We start from the raw sequence: 12,642 nt of genomic DNA, 5'->3' as shown, positions 1-12,642 counted from the left end.
CGTTAACCCGATTCAAATCGACTGCGCAATTGGCGAGTCCTTAAGCAAACCCTGCGCGGTAGCGCCGGGTTTGCTTAAGCACCCGAAAACGCCCGGCCGCCCGCTTACGCATGGCGGCCCGGCGCCGAGATTCAGTTGGCGATCAAACGCACCGCGTGCAACTGACGCTCGGTGTCGTAACGCACGGTGATTTTATTGGCAGGCACGCCGGCATCGGTCAGGAACTGCTTGACGGCGATAGCGCGGGTTTGCGCGGCGGCGCGAGCGTTGCCGATGTCGCCGCGGTAGCAATGGCCGCGCACCAGAATGGATTTGGCGGTCTTGAGCTTGGGCAGCAGCAGTTGCAATTGAGCCTCGCCCACCGGGGACAGTTTCGGGCTCATTTTTTCAAACGGGATCAGGTTGGGGTCTATGGCCATATTGGCGGCCACGGCCTTGTCCAGCGCGGCCTTTTCTTCCGCCGCCTTGATCACGGCGGGGTCTTTCGAGGCTTGTTGAGCGTTAGGATTGGTCTTGCAGCCCACCAGCGACAAGGCGAGCGCGGCGACCATCAGCAAACGTTTCATAGCATTACTTCCCGGATTGACTTTAAACATGGCGAAGAGCAGCCGGGAAACCGCTGCGCCGGGCTGGCGCGCGGCAGTTTCCCGGATGCCTAAAACCCGCCCGAACGACGGGCGGGTCAGCTTTCCAGCACCGCTAGGAAATTAGGCGATCGCTTTGTTAGCGGTCAGGTCCCAACCGGAGCTGACGTTACCGCCGCCAGCGCCGTCAGCGCGTTTCTGCTGGGTGTAGGTCCACTTGATCTTGCCGTAAGTGAAGCTCACTTTTTCGCTGGGGAAGCCGTTGTCGTTAGCGGAACCATGCGGCTCAACCTTGGCGATCAGGACTTGCTCCATCTTGATCTCCATGTACTTCACCTTGTCGCCACCGGCACGGCACAGTTCGATGGTGATTTCCTTGATGTGCTGGCCCTTGCAGCAGGCTTCGTAGATCTTCGGGCTGGCTTTGTCCAGGAAGTGGGTGATTTCGTAAGCGGCGTGGTTCACGCGCTCGGCGGTGGCGCCGCCGGCGGAGCTGGCGGTAGCCTGGGCCGGCTGTTCCAGTTTGTGAGCAAAGGATTGGATCTCGATCCAGTCTTTGTGCTTGTCGTCGCTGCTTTCGCCAGGAATACCGTCAATTTTCAGGAATGCATCAAAAGCCATTTACTTCTCCTTAAACAAAGGTCAAAAATTGGAGGCTAAGCCCCCCATTCCAAAAGACGCCCGCGCCCGCCGCCGCGCCTAAACCCGGCGGACGCGCGCGGACTCTCCAGCCTTAACCCGCCGGTTGCGGCAGTTCCGCCACCAAACGCAGGGAAATAGTCAGTTCATCCAGCTGGAAATGCGGCCGCAGGAAGGCGGCGGCGCGATAGACGCCGGGTTTGCCCGGCACTTCCACCACGTCGACGCGCGCTTCGCGCAGCGGATATTTGGCTTTGGCTTCCTGGCTGGCGGAGTCGTCCAGCAGCACATATTGCGCCAGCCAAGTATTCAGGAAGTCCTGCACGTTCTGGCGCGAGGCGAAGCTGCCGATCTTGTCGCGCATGATGGATTTCATGTAATGCGCGATGCGCGATACCGCGAAGATGTAGGGCAGTTGGGTGGACAGGCGCGCGTTGGCGTTGGCCGAGTCCGTGTTGTAAGTCTTGGCCTTCTGCACCGATTGGCCGCCAAAGAAGGCCGCGTAGTCGGTGTTCTTGCAGTGCACCAGCGAGATGAAGCCCAAGTCGGACAGCAGTTTTTCGGTGCGGTCGGTGATCGCCACTTCGGTGGGGCACTTGAGCGCCACTTCGCCGTCGTCGGTCTTGAAGGTGTGGGCCGGCAGGCCTTCCACCAGGCCGCCGCCCTCCACGCCGCGGATGGCCGCCAGCCAGCCGTATTGGGCGAAGGCGGAGGTCAGACGCGCGGCATAGGCGTAAGAGGCGTTGGTCCACAGGTATTTTTCGTGGGTGCTGCCGTCCACGTTTTCTTCAAAGTCGAATTCCTCCACCGGCACGTTGTCGCGGCCGTAAGGCAGGCGCCCCAGCACGTGCGGCAACACCAGGCCGACGTAACGGGAGTCTTCCGACTCGCGGAAGGATTTCCACTTGGCGTATTCGACGGTGTCGAAGATCTTGGCCAGATCGCGCGGCTTGCCCACATCGGTGAAGCTTTCCAGGCCAAACAGGCCGGAAGAGGCCGCGGTGATCAGCGGCGCGTGCGCGGAGGCGGCTACATGGGACAGTTCGTCCAGCAGGTAGAAGTCTTCCGGGTGGCGGGTAAATTCGTAATCGCCCACCAGGCCGGCGTAAGGCGCGCCGCCGAAGGTGCCGTATTCTTCTTCGTAGATTTTCTTGAACAGCGCGCTCTGGTCGAATTCCGGCGCCGCCTTGAAGTCCTTGACCAGGTCTTTCTTGGAGGCGTTGAGCACCTTGATCTTGAGCATGGTGCTGGTTTCGGACTCCATCACCAGATACTTCAGACCACGCCAGGAAGCTTCCAGCTTCTGGAAGTCGTTGTGGTGCATGATCTCGTTCAGCTGGGAGGAGATCAGCGCGTCGATCTCGGCGATGCGCGCGTCAATGCTGGCGGACAGGTCTCGCGATACGCTGACGCTGCCTTCCAGCACCTGGTCGACCAGTTCGCCGATCAGGTCGCGGGTGTGGCCCTTTTCGTTGTCGTTGGTGGCGACGCGGCTTTGCTCGATGATGGAGTCGAGCAGGCTGCCGGCCGCCGCCGGTGCTGCGGCCGCGACGGCCTCAAGTTGTTGTTCTGCGCTCATCTATCACTCTCCCGCTTTGTCCGGATGCGCGGCCTGGCTGATTGCCTTCAGCTTTTCGGTATCGCGCACCACTTCGTCCAACAATTCTTCCAGCTTGTCGTTACCCGCCATCTTGTTGCGCAGGTCGGCCAGGCGCTTGCGCGCGTCCAGCAGTTTTTTCAGCGGCTCGACCTGATCCACCACGTTCTGCGGCTCAAAATCGGCCAGTTCTTCGAAGTTCAGCTCCATCGCCAGCTGGCTGCCGTCGTCTTTCAGCTTGTTGTCCACCTTGATGGCCAGGCGCGGCGCCATGCCCTTGAGCACTTCGTCGAAGTTGTCGCGGTCGATCTGAACGAACTTGCGTTCCTTCATCTTGGGCAACGGCTCCTTGCTGTGGCCGGAGTAGTCGCCCAGCACGCCCAGCACGAAGGGCAGTTCCTTGGTTTCGATGGCGTCGCCGATTTCAACGTCGTAAGTGATCTGCACGCGCGGCGGGCGTACCCGCGACAGTTTTTTCTGTGTGCTTTCTTTGGCCATGATGGTTCTCTCTCAAGTTCACAAAGCTCTGATTGGAGCGGCCTCTGCGGATATCGCCGGCCGTTCCGGTGTTACGTCACTACTCAGGCCACGCTGCGCGACAGGCTGGACGCCACTTCGCGCAACTGCGCCACCGAAATGGACGGATCGTTCAGCCTCCGCCCCAGGATGTAAGCCGCTTCTGCGTAGGCCTGATGGCTGCGCCACGGCGCCTGCGGCTCAGCCACGTCGACGATGAAGCGGGCATCCAGCTGCCCTCCCCAGCACTGCGAGACAATCTGCTCGTTCAAGTCGCCCGGCAGCAGGGCCAGGAAGCGCCCTTCCGGCCGGTGAATCAGCAGACATTGCTCCGCTTGGCCGGCCTGGCCGGCGGTAGCCGCCTGGTACAGCGACAACCAAGTGGCCGCGGCCAACATGTCTTCGCCATCGCTGTCCGGCAGCGGCAGCAGATAGGTCTGCGCCGTCAGGCTGCCCTGGAACTTGCGCAACAGCTGGTGGTGGAAGGTGAAGGCCAGAAGCACCGTTTCCAGATCCGGCAGGCCCCGGCTGCTCAACAGCCGGCTCAGATGAGAAGCCGGCGTCACGCTCAGATGCCGCTCCAGCAGTTGCTGCGCCAAGTCCAGATCCGCCACGGAGGAGATGCCGAACAAGGACTGCTCCTCCAGAAACTGGCGGCAAGCCAGCATTTCCACCGCGTTGTCGATGGCGCTGCTCAGTTGCTCCTTCAAGCCGGAGAAGAACAGCTCATTGGCCAGCATCAACACCGACAGCGGCGGCAAAGGCCCGTCGCAAGGCATCAGCGAGGCCGCCACCAAAGGATAATTACGGCCGCTTTCATCGCGGCTGGGCTGCATCACGCCCAGCGACAGCCACATTTGGTCGCGGCTACGCAGCACAAAGCTGGTGCCCGGCATCGCGCGGTAGCGCTCCACCGCGTCCGGACCGGCCTCCAGCCCGCCCAGGCTTTGCGCCAGCAGCTGGTCCAGCTGAGTGGCCGCCGGGTGGGTGGCATTGACGCGGACGAAGTCGCCGCGGCGCGGCAACTTGCCAAAAATGCAGAATTGCGGAGGCGTTTCCTGCGCCCGCTTGAAATTGAACGCCATGACTGTGTCTCCCTTATAGCGTCACGCGCTCAGGCAAGGTCAGCTTGTAAAGCTTGTTCAGTTGCAGCGGATTCACGCCGCCAACCATGCGGAAATTGAATTTCACCGTTTGCGCCTCGCCGTCGGGCTTGCGCAGGTTCCAAGTGAGCTGAGCGGAGTCCGGGCTGTCCTGGCTGACCTTGGCGCTGGACAGCAAGCGCATTAGGCCCATGCGTCCCGGCTGGTTGCCCACCACGCTGCTGGCGCCGCTGTAGGACACCACCTGGATGCGGGCGCCGGCGTTCTGGCCGTTGCCGGGCCAGGTGAACGGCTGCCAGGCCTGCGGGCCGTTGCGGTAGCGCAGTTCCTGGCCGTCCACCTCGAACACGATTTCGGACAGGCCCGGCGTCGGCGTCGGCTGCAGTTCAAAACGGGTGTTTTCGCCGTCTTGCAGTTGAGCGTTGGCCAGAGCGGACAGGCTGCTGACGCTGGACAGGAAGGCCGGGTTGAACTTGACGCCCATATTGCCCCAGGCGCGCGGCACCAATTGGTCGCCCTTCTTCTGCACCAGGCCGTTCAGGTATTTGTTGATGAATTTGTCCAGCGTGCCGTCGTTGGCCTTGACGAAGCGGCTGATCTCCGCCACCGAGGCGCTGTTGCTGGAATCCGCGAACGGGTATTTGCCGGCCAGTTGCTTCCACTGGGGCAGCACTTCGTTGGCCCAGGCCTGGTTGATGTCGTTGGCCACCGGCCCCAGCAGAGCGTTGTAGGACTGGGTCAGCGGGCGCACCAGCATCGGGCGCACCATCTCGCCGGTTTCCGGCGTGACTTGGCTCAGCAGGGTGTTGTCTACGAAGGAGGCGGTATCGCCCAGCTCCGAGCCGGAGCCGCCCAGGGTCGCCTGCAAGGCGGCGCGGGCTTGCGGGCCGGGTTCGTCGGTGCTGGAGATCGCCGCCAGCTTGGCTTTCAGCTTGGCCAACTGTTCCAGGTAAGCGTTGATCGGCGGGTTGTCGCCCTTGACCAGTTGCGCCACGCCGGCGAACTGACGGCCCACTTCGCCGTACAGTTTGGTCTTGTCCGCTTGGGCCGGCGAGCTGCCGCCCTTGAGGAATTCCGCGGTTTTTTCCAGCATCGACTGCTTGGCGTTTTCCAGCGAGCGGTTCAGCTCCGACGGGTTGTCCCAGGCGGTTTCCATCGCCGCGCGCGCCAGCACCAGCTTGATGGGCGAGCTTTGCTTATCGGACAAGCGCGCCATCGCGGAGGCGGACTGGGCCGGATTGGTGAAGTCGCGGGTGGTGACGCCGATCAGGAATTTCTTCCAGGCGGCGGCGTATTGGGCGCGGTACAGGGCCTCCAGCGCGGCGCGGTTTTTCTCCACGTCGCCGTCCCGGCCCAGATTGTCCTGAGTAGACGAGGCCAGCACCCAATCGTCGCTACGGATTTCACCCTTGCTGGCTTCGTCGATAGCGCCCTTAACATAGGTGTTCCAGGCTTCGCGAGTGTAGGCGCCCTCTACCATCTGGCTGCCGGCCATCACGTCCAGATCCCGGTTGTCCAGAATCCGCGCCACGGTCAACGGGGCGAAACGGGTGTTGGCGCGGGCCTTGATTTCGTTGAACACCCGTTCTTGGGCGGACAGGCGCTTGAAGGAGCCTCGCAGCACATCGCGGGCCTCGCCCACCACCTTGGCGTTGTTCTCGATCAGCGGCAGGTCCGCTTCCTTGATCTGGCTAACGTAGAAAGCCACCAGCTTCTCGGCCACCGCCATCACTTCTTCCACCGAATACTGGCCGCGCTGGCTTTCCAGATAGGGCCGCCAGTAGCGCGGCAGCTGGTCTATCAGATGCGCTTCGTCCATGCGCTTCTGCTCATGCAGCATCAGATAGGTTTTCAAAGCGTTGTAGCTGGCGTCCAGTTGCTGCGGATTACGCTGCGGAGCGGATGCGGGCTCGCCTTGCGCCGAGGAGGCTTCCAGCTTGGCGGTGGTGGCGCGCTGCGGCCAATCCAGCGCGCTCAGGTTGATATTGGGCAAACCGCCGCGCGGCGCGTGCTTTTTAGGCTTGGGTTTGAACGGCGCGGGCGCGGCCGGCTTGGGCGGCTCGCTCACAACCGGCGCGGGCGCGGGAGCCGGCGCCGGAGACTCCGGCTTCAGCGCCACCAGGGTGGTTTCCAGATTGCGCTGCACCGGGCGCAGCATCACCTCCTTCAAGCCGGTGAAATACTCGCGACGCAGTTGCGGCTCCAACTCCTTGCCCTGATACAGGCCCAGGCCCACTTGCCACGGCGCGCCGTTCTTGCGGTAAGCCTGCAATTCCTCCAGCCGCTTCTGCAAGATCTGCAGCGAGCGCAGTTTGTCGTACAACTGCCCGCTGGCGGCCAGCTTTTGCGCCTGCGCGCGCTCGGCCTTCACCTCGTCCAGCAAATGCTGGTTGCCGATGAAGGACCAGGTCCAGAAGCTGGCCAGCGCGGCCAGCGACAACACCCCGGCGGCCATGCCGAACAAACGCCAGCGGCTGCCGCTGGGCTTGGTCTGGCGCGAAATCAGGTGTTGATCCTGAAACAGCACGTCGCGGAACAGATTGCGCAGGAAGTAGCTGTAAGACGCCGGCGCCTGCTTCATCTCCTGGCCGCCCTGGCTCAGGTCGAATTGGCCTTGCACGCGATTGGCTGCCACGATGCGCGGCACGCCCTCTTGCAAGGCGCTGGTGAAATAGAAACCACGCAGCAGGGGACGCGCGTGATAGGGGTCTTCTTCGTGCAGCAGCTTGACGAATTTAACCACCGCCTCTTTCAAGCCGTGGAATTCAATGGGAAAGGCGAAGTGCGCCGGCTTGACCTGGTCGCCGCGGTACTGGATCAGCTTTTCCTCGCCGGCCTGCACCAGGCCGCGGTAGAGCAGTTCAAACTGCTGGCCGGTCACGGTGGCCACGTCGAAACCCGTGCCCTGATCCGCGCTCAGCGTCGCGCCCCAAACCCTGGCGCGGTCTTCATCGCTGGCGTCCTGGAAAAACTGGGCGAAGCCGCCCAAGAGGTCCAGCTTGGTGAACACCAGATAGATGGGCACCAAGAGGCCGAAGGTGTTGCACACCTCGTGAATGCGCTCGCGGATCTGGCGCGCGTACAGAGTGAAGCCTTCGCTATGGTGTTGCGCCAGCTCCGGCAGGCTGATGGCGATCAGGATGCCGTTGACCGGCGCTTTGGCGCGGTGCTTTTTCAGCAGCTTGAGGAATTCCAGCCACTCCACCCGGTCCTCGCTCTGAGTCGCGTAACGGCCGGCGGTGTCCAACAGCACGCCTTCGGTGGAGAAGAACCAGTCGCAGTTGCGGGTGCCGCCCACACCCTGAATACCGCTCTTGTCGCTGAACGGAAAGGTCAGGCCGGACTGCAGAATCGCCGAGCTCTTGCCCGCAGCCGGGTGCCCGATGATCATGTACCAAGGCAGCTCGTACAGCGCGGCGCTGCCGCTGGCGCTGCCCAGCTTGGATTTCTTCAGGGTGTCTATCGCGCCCAACAGCCGCTGGCGCAGCAGGGTGACCTCGGCGCGCTTGTCGGAGCTGGCGTTGATCACCGCCTCGTCAGCCTGCTTGCGCAGCATGCGCTCCACCAGACCGCCGGCACGGCGCGCCAAAACCTGGCCCACCAGCAGGGTCAGCACCCATAACAACATGACGCCGATAATCCAGCCCAAACGGGCTTCCAGCGACTCCAGGCCCAACCACGGTCCCAGGAACCAGATCAGAGCGATCAGGATCAGGAACCCGATCGCCGAAGCCACCTTGGCGTGACGCAGCCAACCTTTCATAAACACCCACCACCTTCTTGAAAACCGTTATTTTTTGAGCAAGGACTTCAGCGAGCCTGAGCGCTCGATATGTCCGAAATCCTTGAAACTCCAGTTGCCACCCCAAGTCAGGCCGGCCGCCGTCGCCTCTTCTCCCAGCGCGTTGTAAGCCTGCATCGCCCAGGGATCACGTTCCGATATCACTACCTTGCCTTCGCGGATGGGCGCCAGGTCCACCGCCAAGCCGTATTGATGCTTGCTCTGCCCACCCTTGGCCTTGGTTACCAGCGTGGCCTGCCCGGCCAGAGAATCCTGACGCTCCGGACTGCGATAGCCCTCCAGCAGCACCATGGGGAAGCCCCTGGCCTTCATTCTTTCCATGACCCGCAGCACCACTTGCACGAACTCGGGATTCAGCTTGCTCCAGTCTCGATCCGCATGTCCCAGGCTGGGCCGCTCCGCAATGACATTGACAAAAGCTTCCGGCGGAAGCGGCGGCGGCGGCACTAGTTTTTCTTCAAGCAGCGTCTGCTTGATTCTCATGCCCTGCGCATACTCGGAAACCTCAAACTCCGGGCTGCGATGAAAACGGTTCAACTTCAGCGTGATGGCCACCGCCAGGGCCACCAAGAGCAGCGACACCACCGGCAGCCACACCCGCCAATAGCGCGCGGCTACGCTGGGGGCACGGCGCGACGCACGCAAAAAAGCGGCGCTTACCGCCGGCTTTTCATTGCGTTTTTCAGGTCTTCCGGCCGCAAGCGCGCCCAAGGCCTCCGCCCCGGTCAACACCGGCTTTGGAGAGCGATTTCCTTCCAAGATGCGGGGCTGTCCCAGGAAGAATTTCCAGCCCAGCCAAGACAGGAGCAAAACGATGCCAAGCACCAGAATCGGCAATATATAGTTCAAATGCATTTTGACGCGAGACAATAAATGACATTACAATTTAAATCAATAGCTTGAGCTACCCGATTTCGAATTTTAATAACTGCGTGCAAATCAATGTGCAATGGGACATGCATTCCAATTAAACCAAAAATTTGGGATACTTTCGATAGCAGATAGTCACAAATCCAATCGTTAGGAACCGCCGTCATGATGAAAAAACGCCCCTACTGGGAACAGGCACGCACCCTATTTTACGCCATTGTCATTACCTCTCTGACCGCTTGTTCCAGCACGAAGACCATCGACATCAAAGCTGAGGGCAGCCCCTCGCTAAACCGCGACGCCAAAGGCAAACCACTGTCCGTAGTGGTGCACGTCTACCAGCTGAAAAACCAGCAGGCTTTCAACCGTCTGACCATGGAGGCGCTGTCCAGCGGCAAGCCTGAATCAGAACTGCTGGGCGACAGCCTGATCAGCAGCAAAGAACTGACCTTTTTGCCAGGTGGCAAAGTGACACTGGAAGACGTCACCATTGAAAAAGACGCTCAATTCATCGGCGTCGTCGGTTTTTTCCGCCGGCCGGATGCCCACTTCTGGCGTTTGTTGTATGACGCAGACGCCGTCCGCAGTAAAGATCTGAGCTTCCGCGCCGCAGATTGCCACTTGGAAGCCATCAAGCCCAAGGCATTGACCATGCCCGGCCAGCCTTCGCCCGCCAAGGCGGACTGCGCCGCCAGCCGGAACTGACGCCTGAAAACGGCGCCAAGCCAACGCTGAAAATTAACAAACCCTTTTGCATGACAAGGGCTGCGCTCTTGCTGCAAAATGTCGCGCATTTTAGCGATCGTGTACACAGTTTGAACAGGGTGTTATTACCGGGTACGGACCGCCTTGGTCATGACATGGCTCAAAGCCCGTTCGGCCCTTCGCCCACCGCGGCCTGGCCCGACTGACAAGCCAATGAATTTTCAGGCGCAATTGAGATTTCAGTAGATTTCCAGACAAGGTGTATCAGTAATGCAACAAGCCAAACGAGTGCTCTGGGGCGAAGGCATGTTTCTGCGCCCGCAGCACTTTCAACAGCAAACCCTCTTGCTGGAGCAGCATGTCGCCTCGCGGCAGCAACTGAGCCAGCGCCACGCTTGGGGCCTGCAGCATATTGCCTTGGACGAACAGGCGCTCAAGGGCGGCGCGGTCCGCATCGACGCGCTGTCCATCCTGTTCCGCGACGGCACGCTGTACCAAGCGCCGGCCAGTGCGCCGCTGCCGCTGTCCCGCGACCTGAACACCTTGCCGCAAGCCGGCATCAAGACCACGCTTTACGCCTGTCTCGCCCATATGCAGCCTTACGGCGGCAATACCCGCAACGGCGAAGTCATGTCCCGCCCCACCCGCTTTCAAAGCGCCAGCGCGGAAGTGGCCGACCTGTACACCCAGGCACTGGACGCCGACCTGTCCACGCTGGAGTTGGACGTGCGGCTGATGATCGAGGAAGAGAACCGCGACGGCTACGACGCCATTCCGCTGTGCCGCCTGGAGAAAGACGCCACCGGCCAATGGAGCCTGGGCGGCGGCTTCATTCCCCCGCTGGTCACGGTGGAAGGCTCGCGCGAGGTCAGTCACATGCTGCGCCGCCTGCTGGACATCTTGCTGGTCAAGAACCAGGCGCTGTCCGGCGGACAGCGTGAACGCGCCAAGAACGTGATGGGGTACAGCTCCAGCGACATCAGCTCTTTCTGGCTGCTGCACACCGTCAACCGCAATTTCGCCAAGCTGCGCCACCTGTCGCTGTCCAGCCCCCTGCACCCGGAAGAGCTGTACCTGGCGCTGGCCGAATTCTGCGGCGAGCTGCAAACCTTCTCCACCCATTACACCCTGTCCGACATCCCGGCCTACCGCCACGACGACCTGCACGCCGTGCTGGCGGCGCTGGACACGCAGATCCGCGAGCTGCTGGAAACCGTGATCTCCTCGCGCTACGCCATCATCCCGCTGCATTCGCCCAAGCCGTCCTTCTACATCGGCCGCTTGGAAAGCGACCGCCTGCTGGAGAACGTCGATTACTACCTGTCAGTGCAGAGCGAGTTGCCAGCCAGCCAGATCATCGACAGCGTCCCGCTGAAGATGAAAATCGGCGCGCCGGACGACGTGGAAAAAATCCTCAACTCCGCGATGCGCGGCGTGGCGCTCAGCCATGCGGCGCAAACCCCGTCCGCCATCCCGGTGCGGGTGGGCAACCACTATTTCGCGTTGGAGCCGCACGGCGAGATCTTCAGCCGCATGCTGCAATCGCGCAGCATCTGCATCTATATGCCGCAGACCCTCTCCAACCTGACGCTTGAACTGATCGCCGTATTCCGCTGAGGCCGCCATGAACCAAACCGCCGCAACTCTCCAAGAACGCCCGCTGACCGTAGCCTCCGCCTCGGCCCCCACCCTGCGCGAAATGCTGGAAGACGGCATCTACCTGCTATTCCTGCTCCGGGACGGCAACGCCCCCAGCAGCGCGGTGGAGTTCAACCGCCGCGTCGACCAGTTTCTGAACCAATACGAGCGCAACGCCCGCAACTTCGGCAAGGATCAGAACGCCATCAACCACTCCAAGTACGCGTTTTGCGCCTTGATGGACGAGATCATCCTGTCTTCCGAGTTCGACATCCGTGACGAATGGGAGCGCATGCCGCTGCAGCTGCGGCTGTTTGGCGAGCATCTTGCCGGCGAGGGCTTCTTCAACCGCCTGGAACAGCTGCGCTTGGACCCGGCCGCTCATATCGAACCGCTGGAAGTGTTCTACACCTGCCTGCTGCTGGGCTTCCAAGGCAAATACCTGCTGGAAGGCCAGGAAAAACTGGGCTACCTGACCCACAAGCTGGGCCAGGAAATCCAGCAAGTGCGCGGCGGCAAGGCCGAGTTCGCGCCCAACTGGCAGCTGCCGCAGCGCTTCCAGGCCTTTGTTCGCCATGAACTGCCGCTGTGGCTGTACTTCGCCCTGCTGGCCGTGGTGGGCGCCGGCATCTTCGTCGCCTACCGCTGGCTGCTGTCCAACCAGCTCCAATCCATTTTCGGCCTGTAAGCCATGCACAGCAGCCGCCACGCCCAGATCTTGCCGTCGGTGCTGGACCGGCTGCTGGACGACCAGCCGGACAACAGCCACGGCGCGGAAACCATGTTGTACGAACTGCCGCAGGTCAAGCGCTCGCTGGCGCGGGATCTGGAAGCACTGCTGAACACCCGGCTCGCGCCCTTGCAAGAACTGTTCGACATGTATCCGCAAGCGCACGACAGCATGCTGAGCTTCGGCATCCCGGATCTGTCCGGCATCAGCCTGCTCAATCCCCACGACCGGGAACTGCTGCGCGAACAACTGCGCCGCGCCATCGAAATGCACGAACCGCGCCTGTCCCGCGTGCGGGTGAACCTCGACGCGCCGCGCGAGATGGAGCGCCACCTGCGCTTCCGCGTCGACGCGGTGCTGAAAGTACATCCGCACCGGCCGCCGGTCACCTTCGACGCCACCCTGCAACTCTCCTCCAACGTATACAAGGTACAAGGCTAACCCAGCCTGACAGCGCC

11 protein-coding genes are annotated in these 12,642 nt (G+C 61.7%); 4 read left to right on the top strand and 7 right to left on the bottom strand.

Annotation, left to right across the window (positions count from 1 at the left end):
• Window positions 1-131: 131 nt before the first annotated feature.
• From ACUXV1_RS22995 to ACUXV1_RS22965, 7 genes are all read right to left on the bottom strand, one after another.
• Window positions 132-566, bottom strand: a complete 435-nt coding sequence (locus ACUXV1_RS22995; RefSeq protein ID WP_052370795.1) for an OmpA family protein — start codon at window positions 564-566, stop codon at window positions 132-134.
• A gap of 141 nt (window positions 567-707) precedes the next feature.
• The gene (locus ACUXV1_RS22990) at window positions 708-1,205 is read right to left on the bottom strand and encodes an Hcp family type VI secretion system effector (protein WP_043640831.1); all 498 of its coding nucleotides are present in this window, start codon (window positions 1,203-1,205) and stop codon (window positions 708-710) included.
• 112 nt (window positions 1,206-1,317) lie between these two features.
• Complete coding sequence (tssC, locus tag ACUXV1_RS22985; protein WP_043640828.1) at window positions 1,318-2,802, bottom strand: type VI secretion system contractile sheath large subunit; 1,485 nt, start codon at window positions 2,800-2,802, stop codon at window positions 1,318-1,320.
• A 3-nt stretch (window positions 2,803-2,805) separates the two neighbouring features.
• Window positions 2,806-3,318: a type VI secretion system contractile sheath small subunit gene (gene tssB / locus ACUXV1_RS22980; protein WP_043640826.1), complete on the bottom strand. Its 513-nt coding sequence runs from the start codon at window positions 3,316-3,318 to the stop codon at window positions 2,806-2,808.
• Between the two features lie 83 nt (window positions 3,319-3,401).
• A complete protein-coding gene (tagF, locus tag ACUXV1_RS22975) occupies window positions 3,402-4,421 on the bottom strand; it encodes a type VI secretion system-associated protein TagF (RefSeq protein WP_043640824.1) in 1,020 nt (339 codons plus the stop codon).
• 13 nt (window positions 4,422-4,434) lie between these two features.
• Window positions 4,435-8,202 (bottom strand): type VI secretion system membrane subunit TssM, encoded by a 3,768-nt coding sequence (gene tssM / locus ACUXV1_RS22970; protein WP_240315081.1) that lies wholly within the window; start codon window positions 8,200-8,202, stop codon window positions 4,435-4,437.
• A 27-nt stretch (window positions 8,203-8,229) separates the two neighbouring features.
• Window positions 8,230-9,096 (bottom strand): M15 family metallopeptidase, encoded by an 867-nt coding sequence (locus tag ACUXV1_RS22965; RefSeq protein WP_231138246.1) that lies wholly within the window; start codon window positions 9,094-9,096, stop codon window positions 8,230-8,232.
• Window positions 9,097-9,276: 180 nt separating this feature from the next.
• On the opposite strand from ACUXV1_RS22965, the gene tssJ reads away from it, so the two are divergent.
• The 4 genes from tssJ to tssE all read left to right on the top strand — a co-directional run bounded on the left by tssJ (window position 9,277) and on the right by tssE (window position 12,625).
• The gene (gene tssJ, locus ACUXV1_RS22960; protein WP_446016754.1) at window positions 9,277-9,816 is read left to right on the top strand and encodes a type VI secretion system lipoprotein TssJ; all 540 of its coding nucleotides are present in this window, start codon (window positions 9,277-9,279) and stop codon (window positions 9,814-9,816) included.
• A 270-nt stretch (window positions 9,817-10,086) separates the two neighbouring features.
• Window positions 10,087-11,433 (top strand): type VI secretion system baseplate subunit TssK, encoded by a 1,347-nt coding sequence (gene tssK, locus ACUXV1_RS22955; protein WP_446016753.1) that lies wholly within the window; start codon window positions 10,087-10,089, stop codon window positions 11,431-11,433.
• Window positions 11,434-11,440: 7 nt separating this feature from the next.
• On the top strand, window positions 11,441-12,142 hold the full coding sequence (gene icmH / locus ACUXV1_RS22950; RefSeq protein WP_019101087.1) for a type IVB secretion system protein IcmH/DotU: 702 nt from the start codon (window positions 11,441-11,443) through the stop codon (window positions 12,140-12,142).
• Between the two features lie 3 nt (window positions 12,143-12,145).
• A complete protein-coding gene (gene tssE / locus ACUXV1_RS22945) occupies window positions 12,146-12,625 on the top strand; it encodes a type VI secretion system baseplate subunit TssE (protein WP_019101088.1) in 480 nt (159 codons plus the stop codon).
• Window positions 12,626-12,642 lie beyond the last annotated feature (17 nt).

Source organism: Chromobacterium sp. W521 (assembly GCF_052805975.1).
This window is presented reverse-complemented; position numbering and strand designations above follow the sequence as displayed.

Coding starts and splice junctions, on each gene's coding strand:
- tagF (WP_043640824.1), bottom strand. CDS start 4,421: ATGGCGTTCAATTTCAAGCGGGCGCAGGAAACGCCTCCGCAATTCTGC.
- ACUXV1_RS22995 (WP_052370795.1), bottom strand. CDS start 566: ATGAAACGTTTGCTGATGGTCGCCGCGCTCGCCTTGTCGCTGGTGGGC.
- tssJ (WP_446016754.1), top strand. CDS start 9,277: ATGATGAAAAAACGCCCCTACTGGGAACAGGCACGCACCCTATTTTAC.
- tssB (WP_043640826.1), bottom strand. CDS start 3,318: ATGGCCAAAGAAAGCACACAGAAAAAACTGTCGCGGGTACGCCCGCCG.
- tssE (WP_019101088.1), top strand. CDS start 12,146: ATGCACAGCAGCCGCCACGCCCAGATCTTGCCGTCGGTGCTGGACCGG.
- tssC (WP_043640828.1), bottom strand. CDS start 2,802: ATGAGCGCAGAACAACAACTTGAGGCCGTCGCGGCCGCAGCACCGGCG.
- tssM (WP_240315081.1), bottom strand. CDS start 8,202: ATGAAAGGTTGGCTGCGTCACGCCAAGGTGGCTTCGGCGATCGGGTTC.
- ACUXV1_RS22965 (WP_231138246.1), bottom strand. CDS start 9,096: ATGCATTTGAACTATATATTGCCGATTCTGGTGCTTGGCATCGTTTTG.
- tssK (WP_446016753.1), top strand. CDS start 10,087: ATGCAACAAGCCAAACGAGTGCTCTGGGGCGAAGGCATGTTTCTGCGC.
- icmH (WP_019101087.1), top strand. CDS start 11,441: ATGAACCAAACCGCCGCAACTCTCCAAGAACGCCCGCTGACCGTAGCC.
- ACUXV1_RS22990 (WP_043640831.1), bottom strand. CDS start 1,205: ATGGCTTTTGATGCATTCCTGAAAATTGACGGTATTCCTGGCGAAAGC.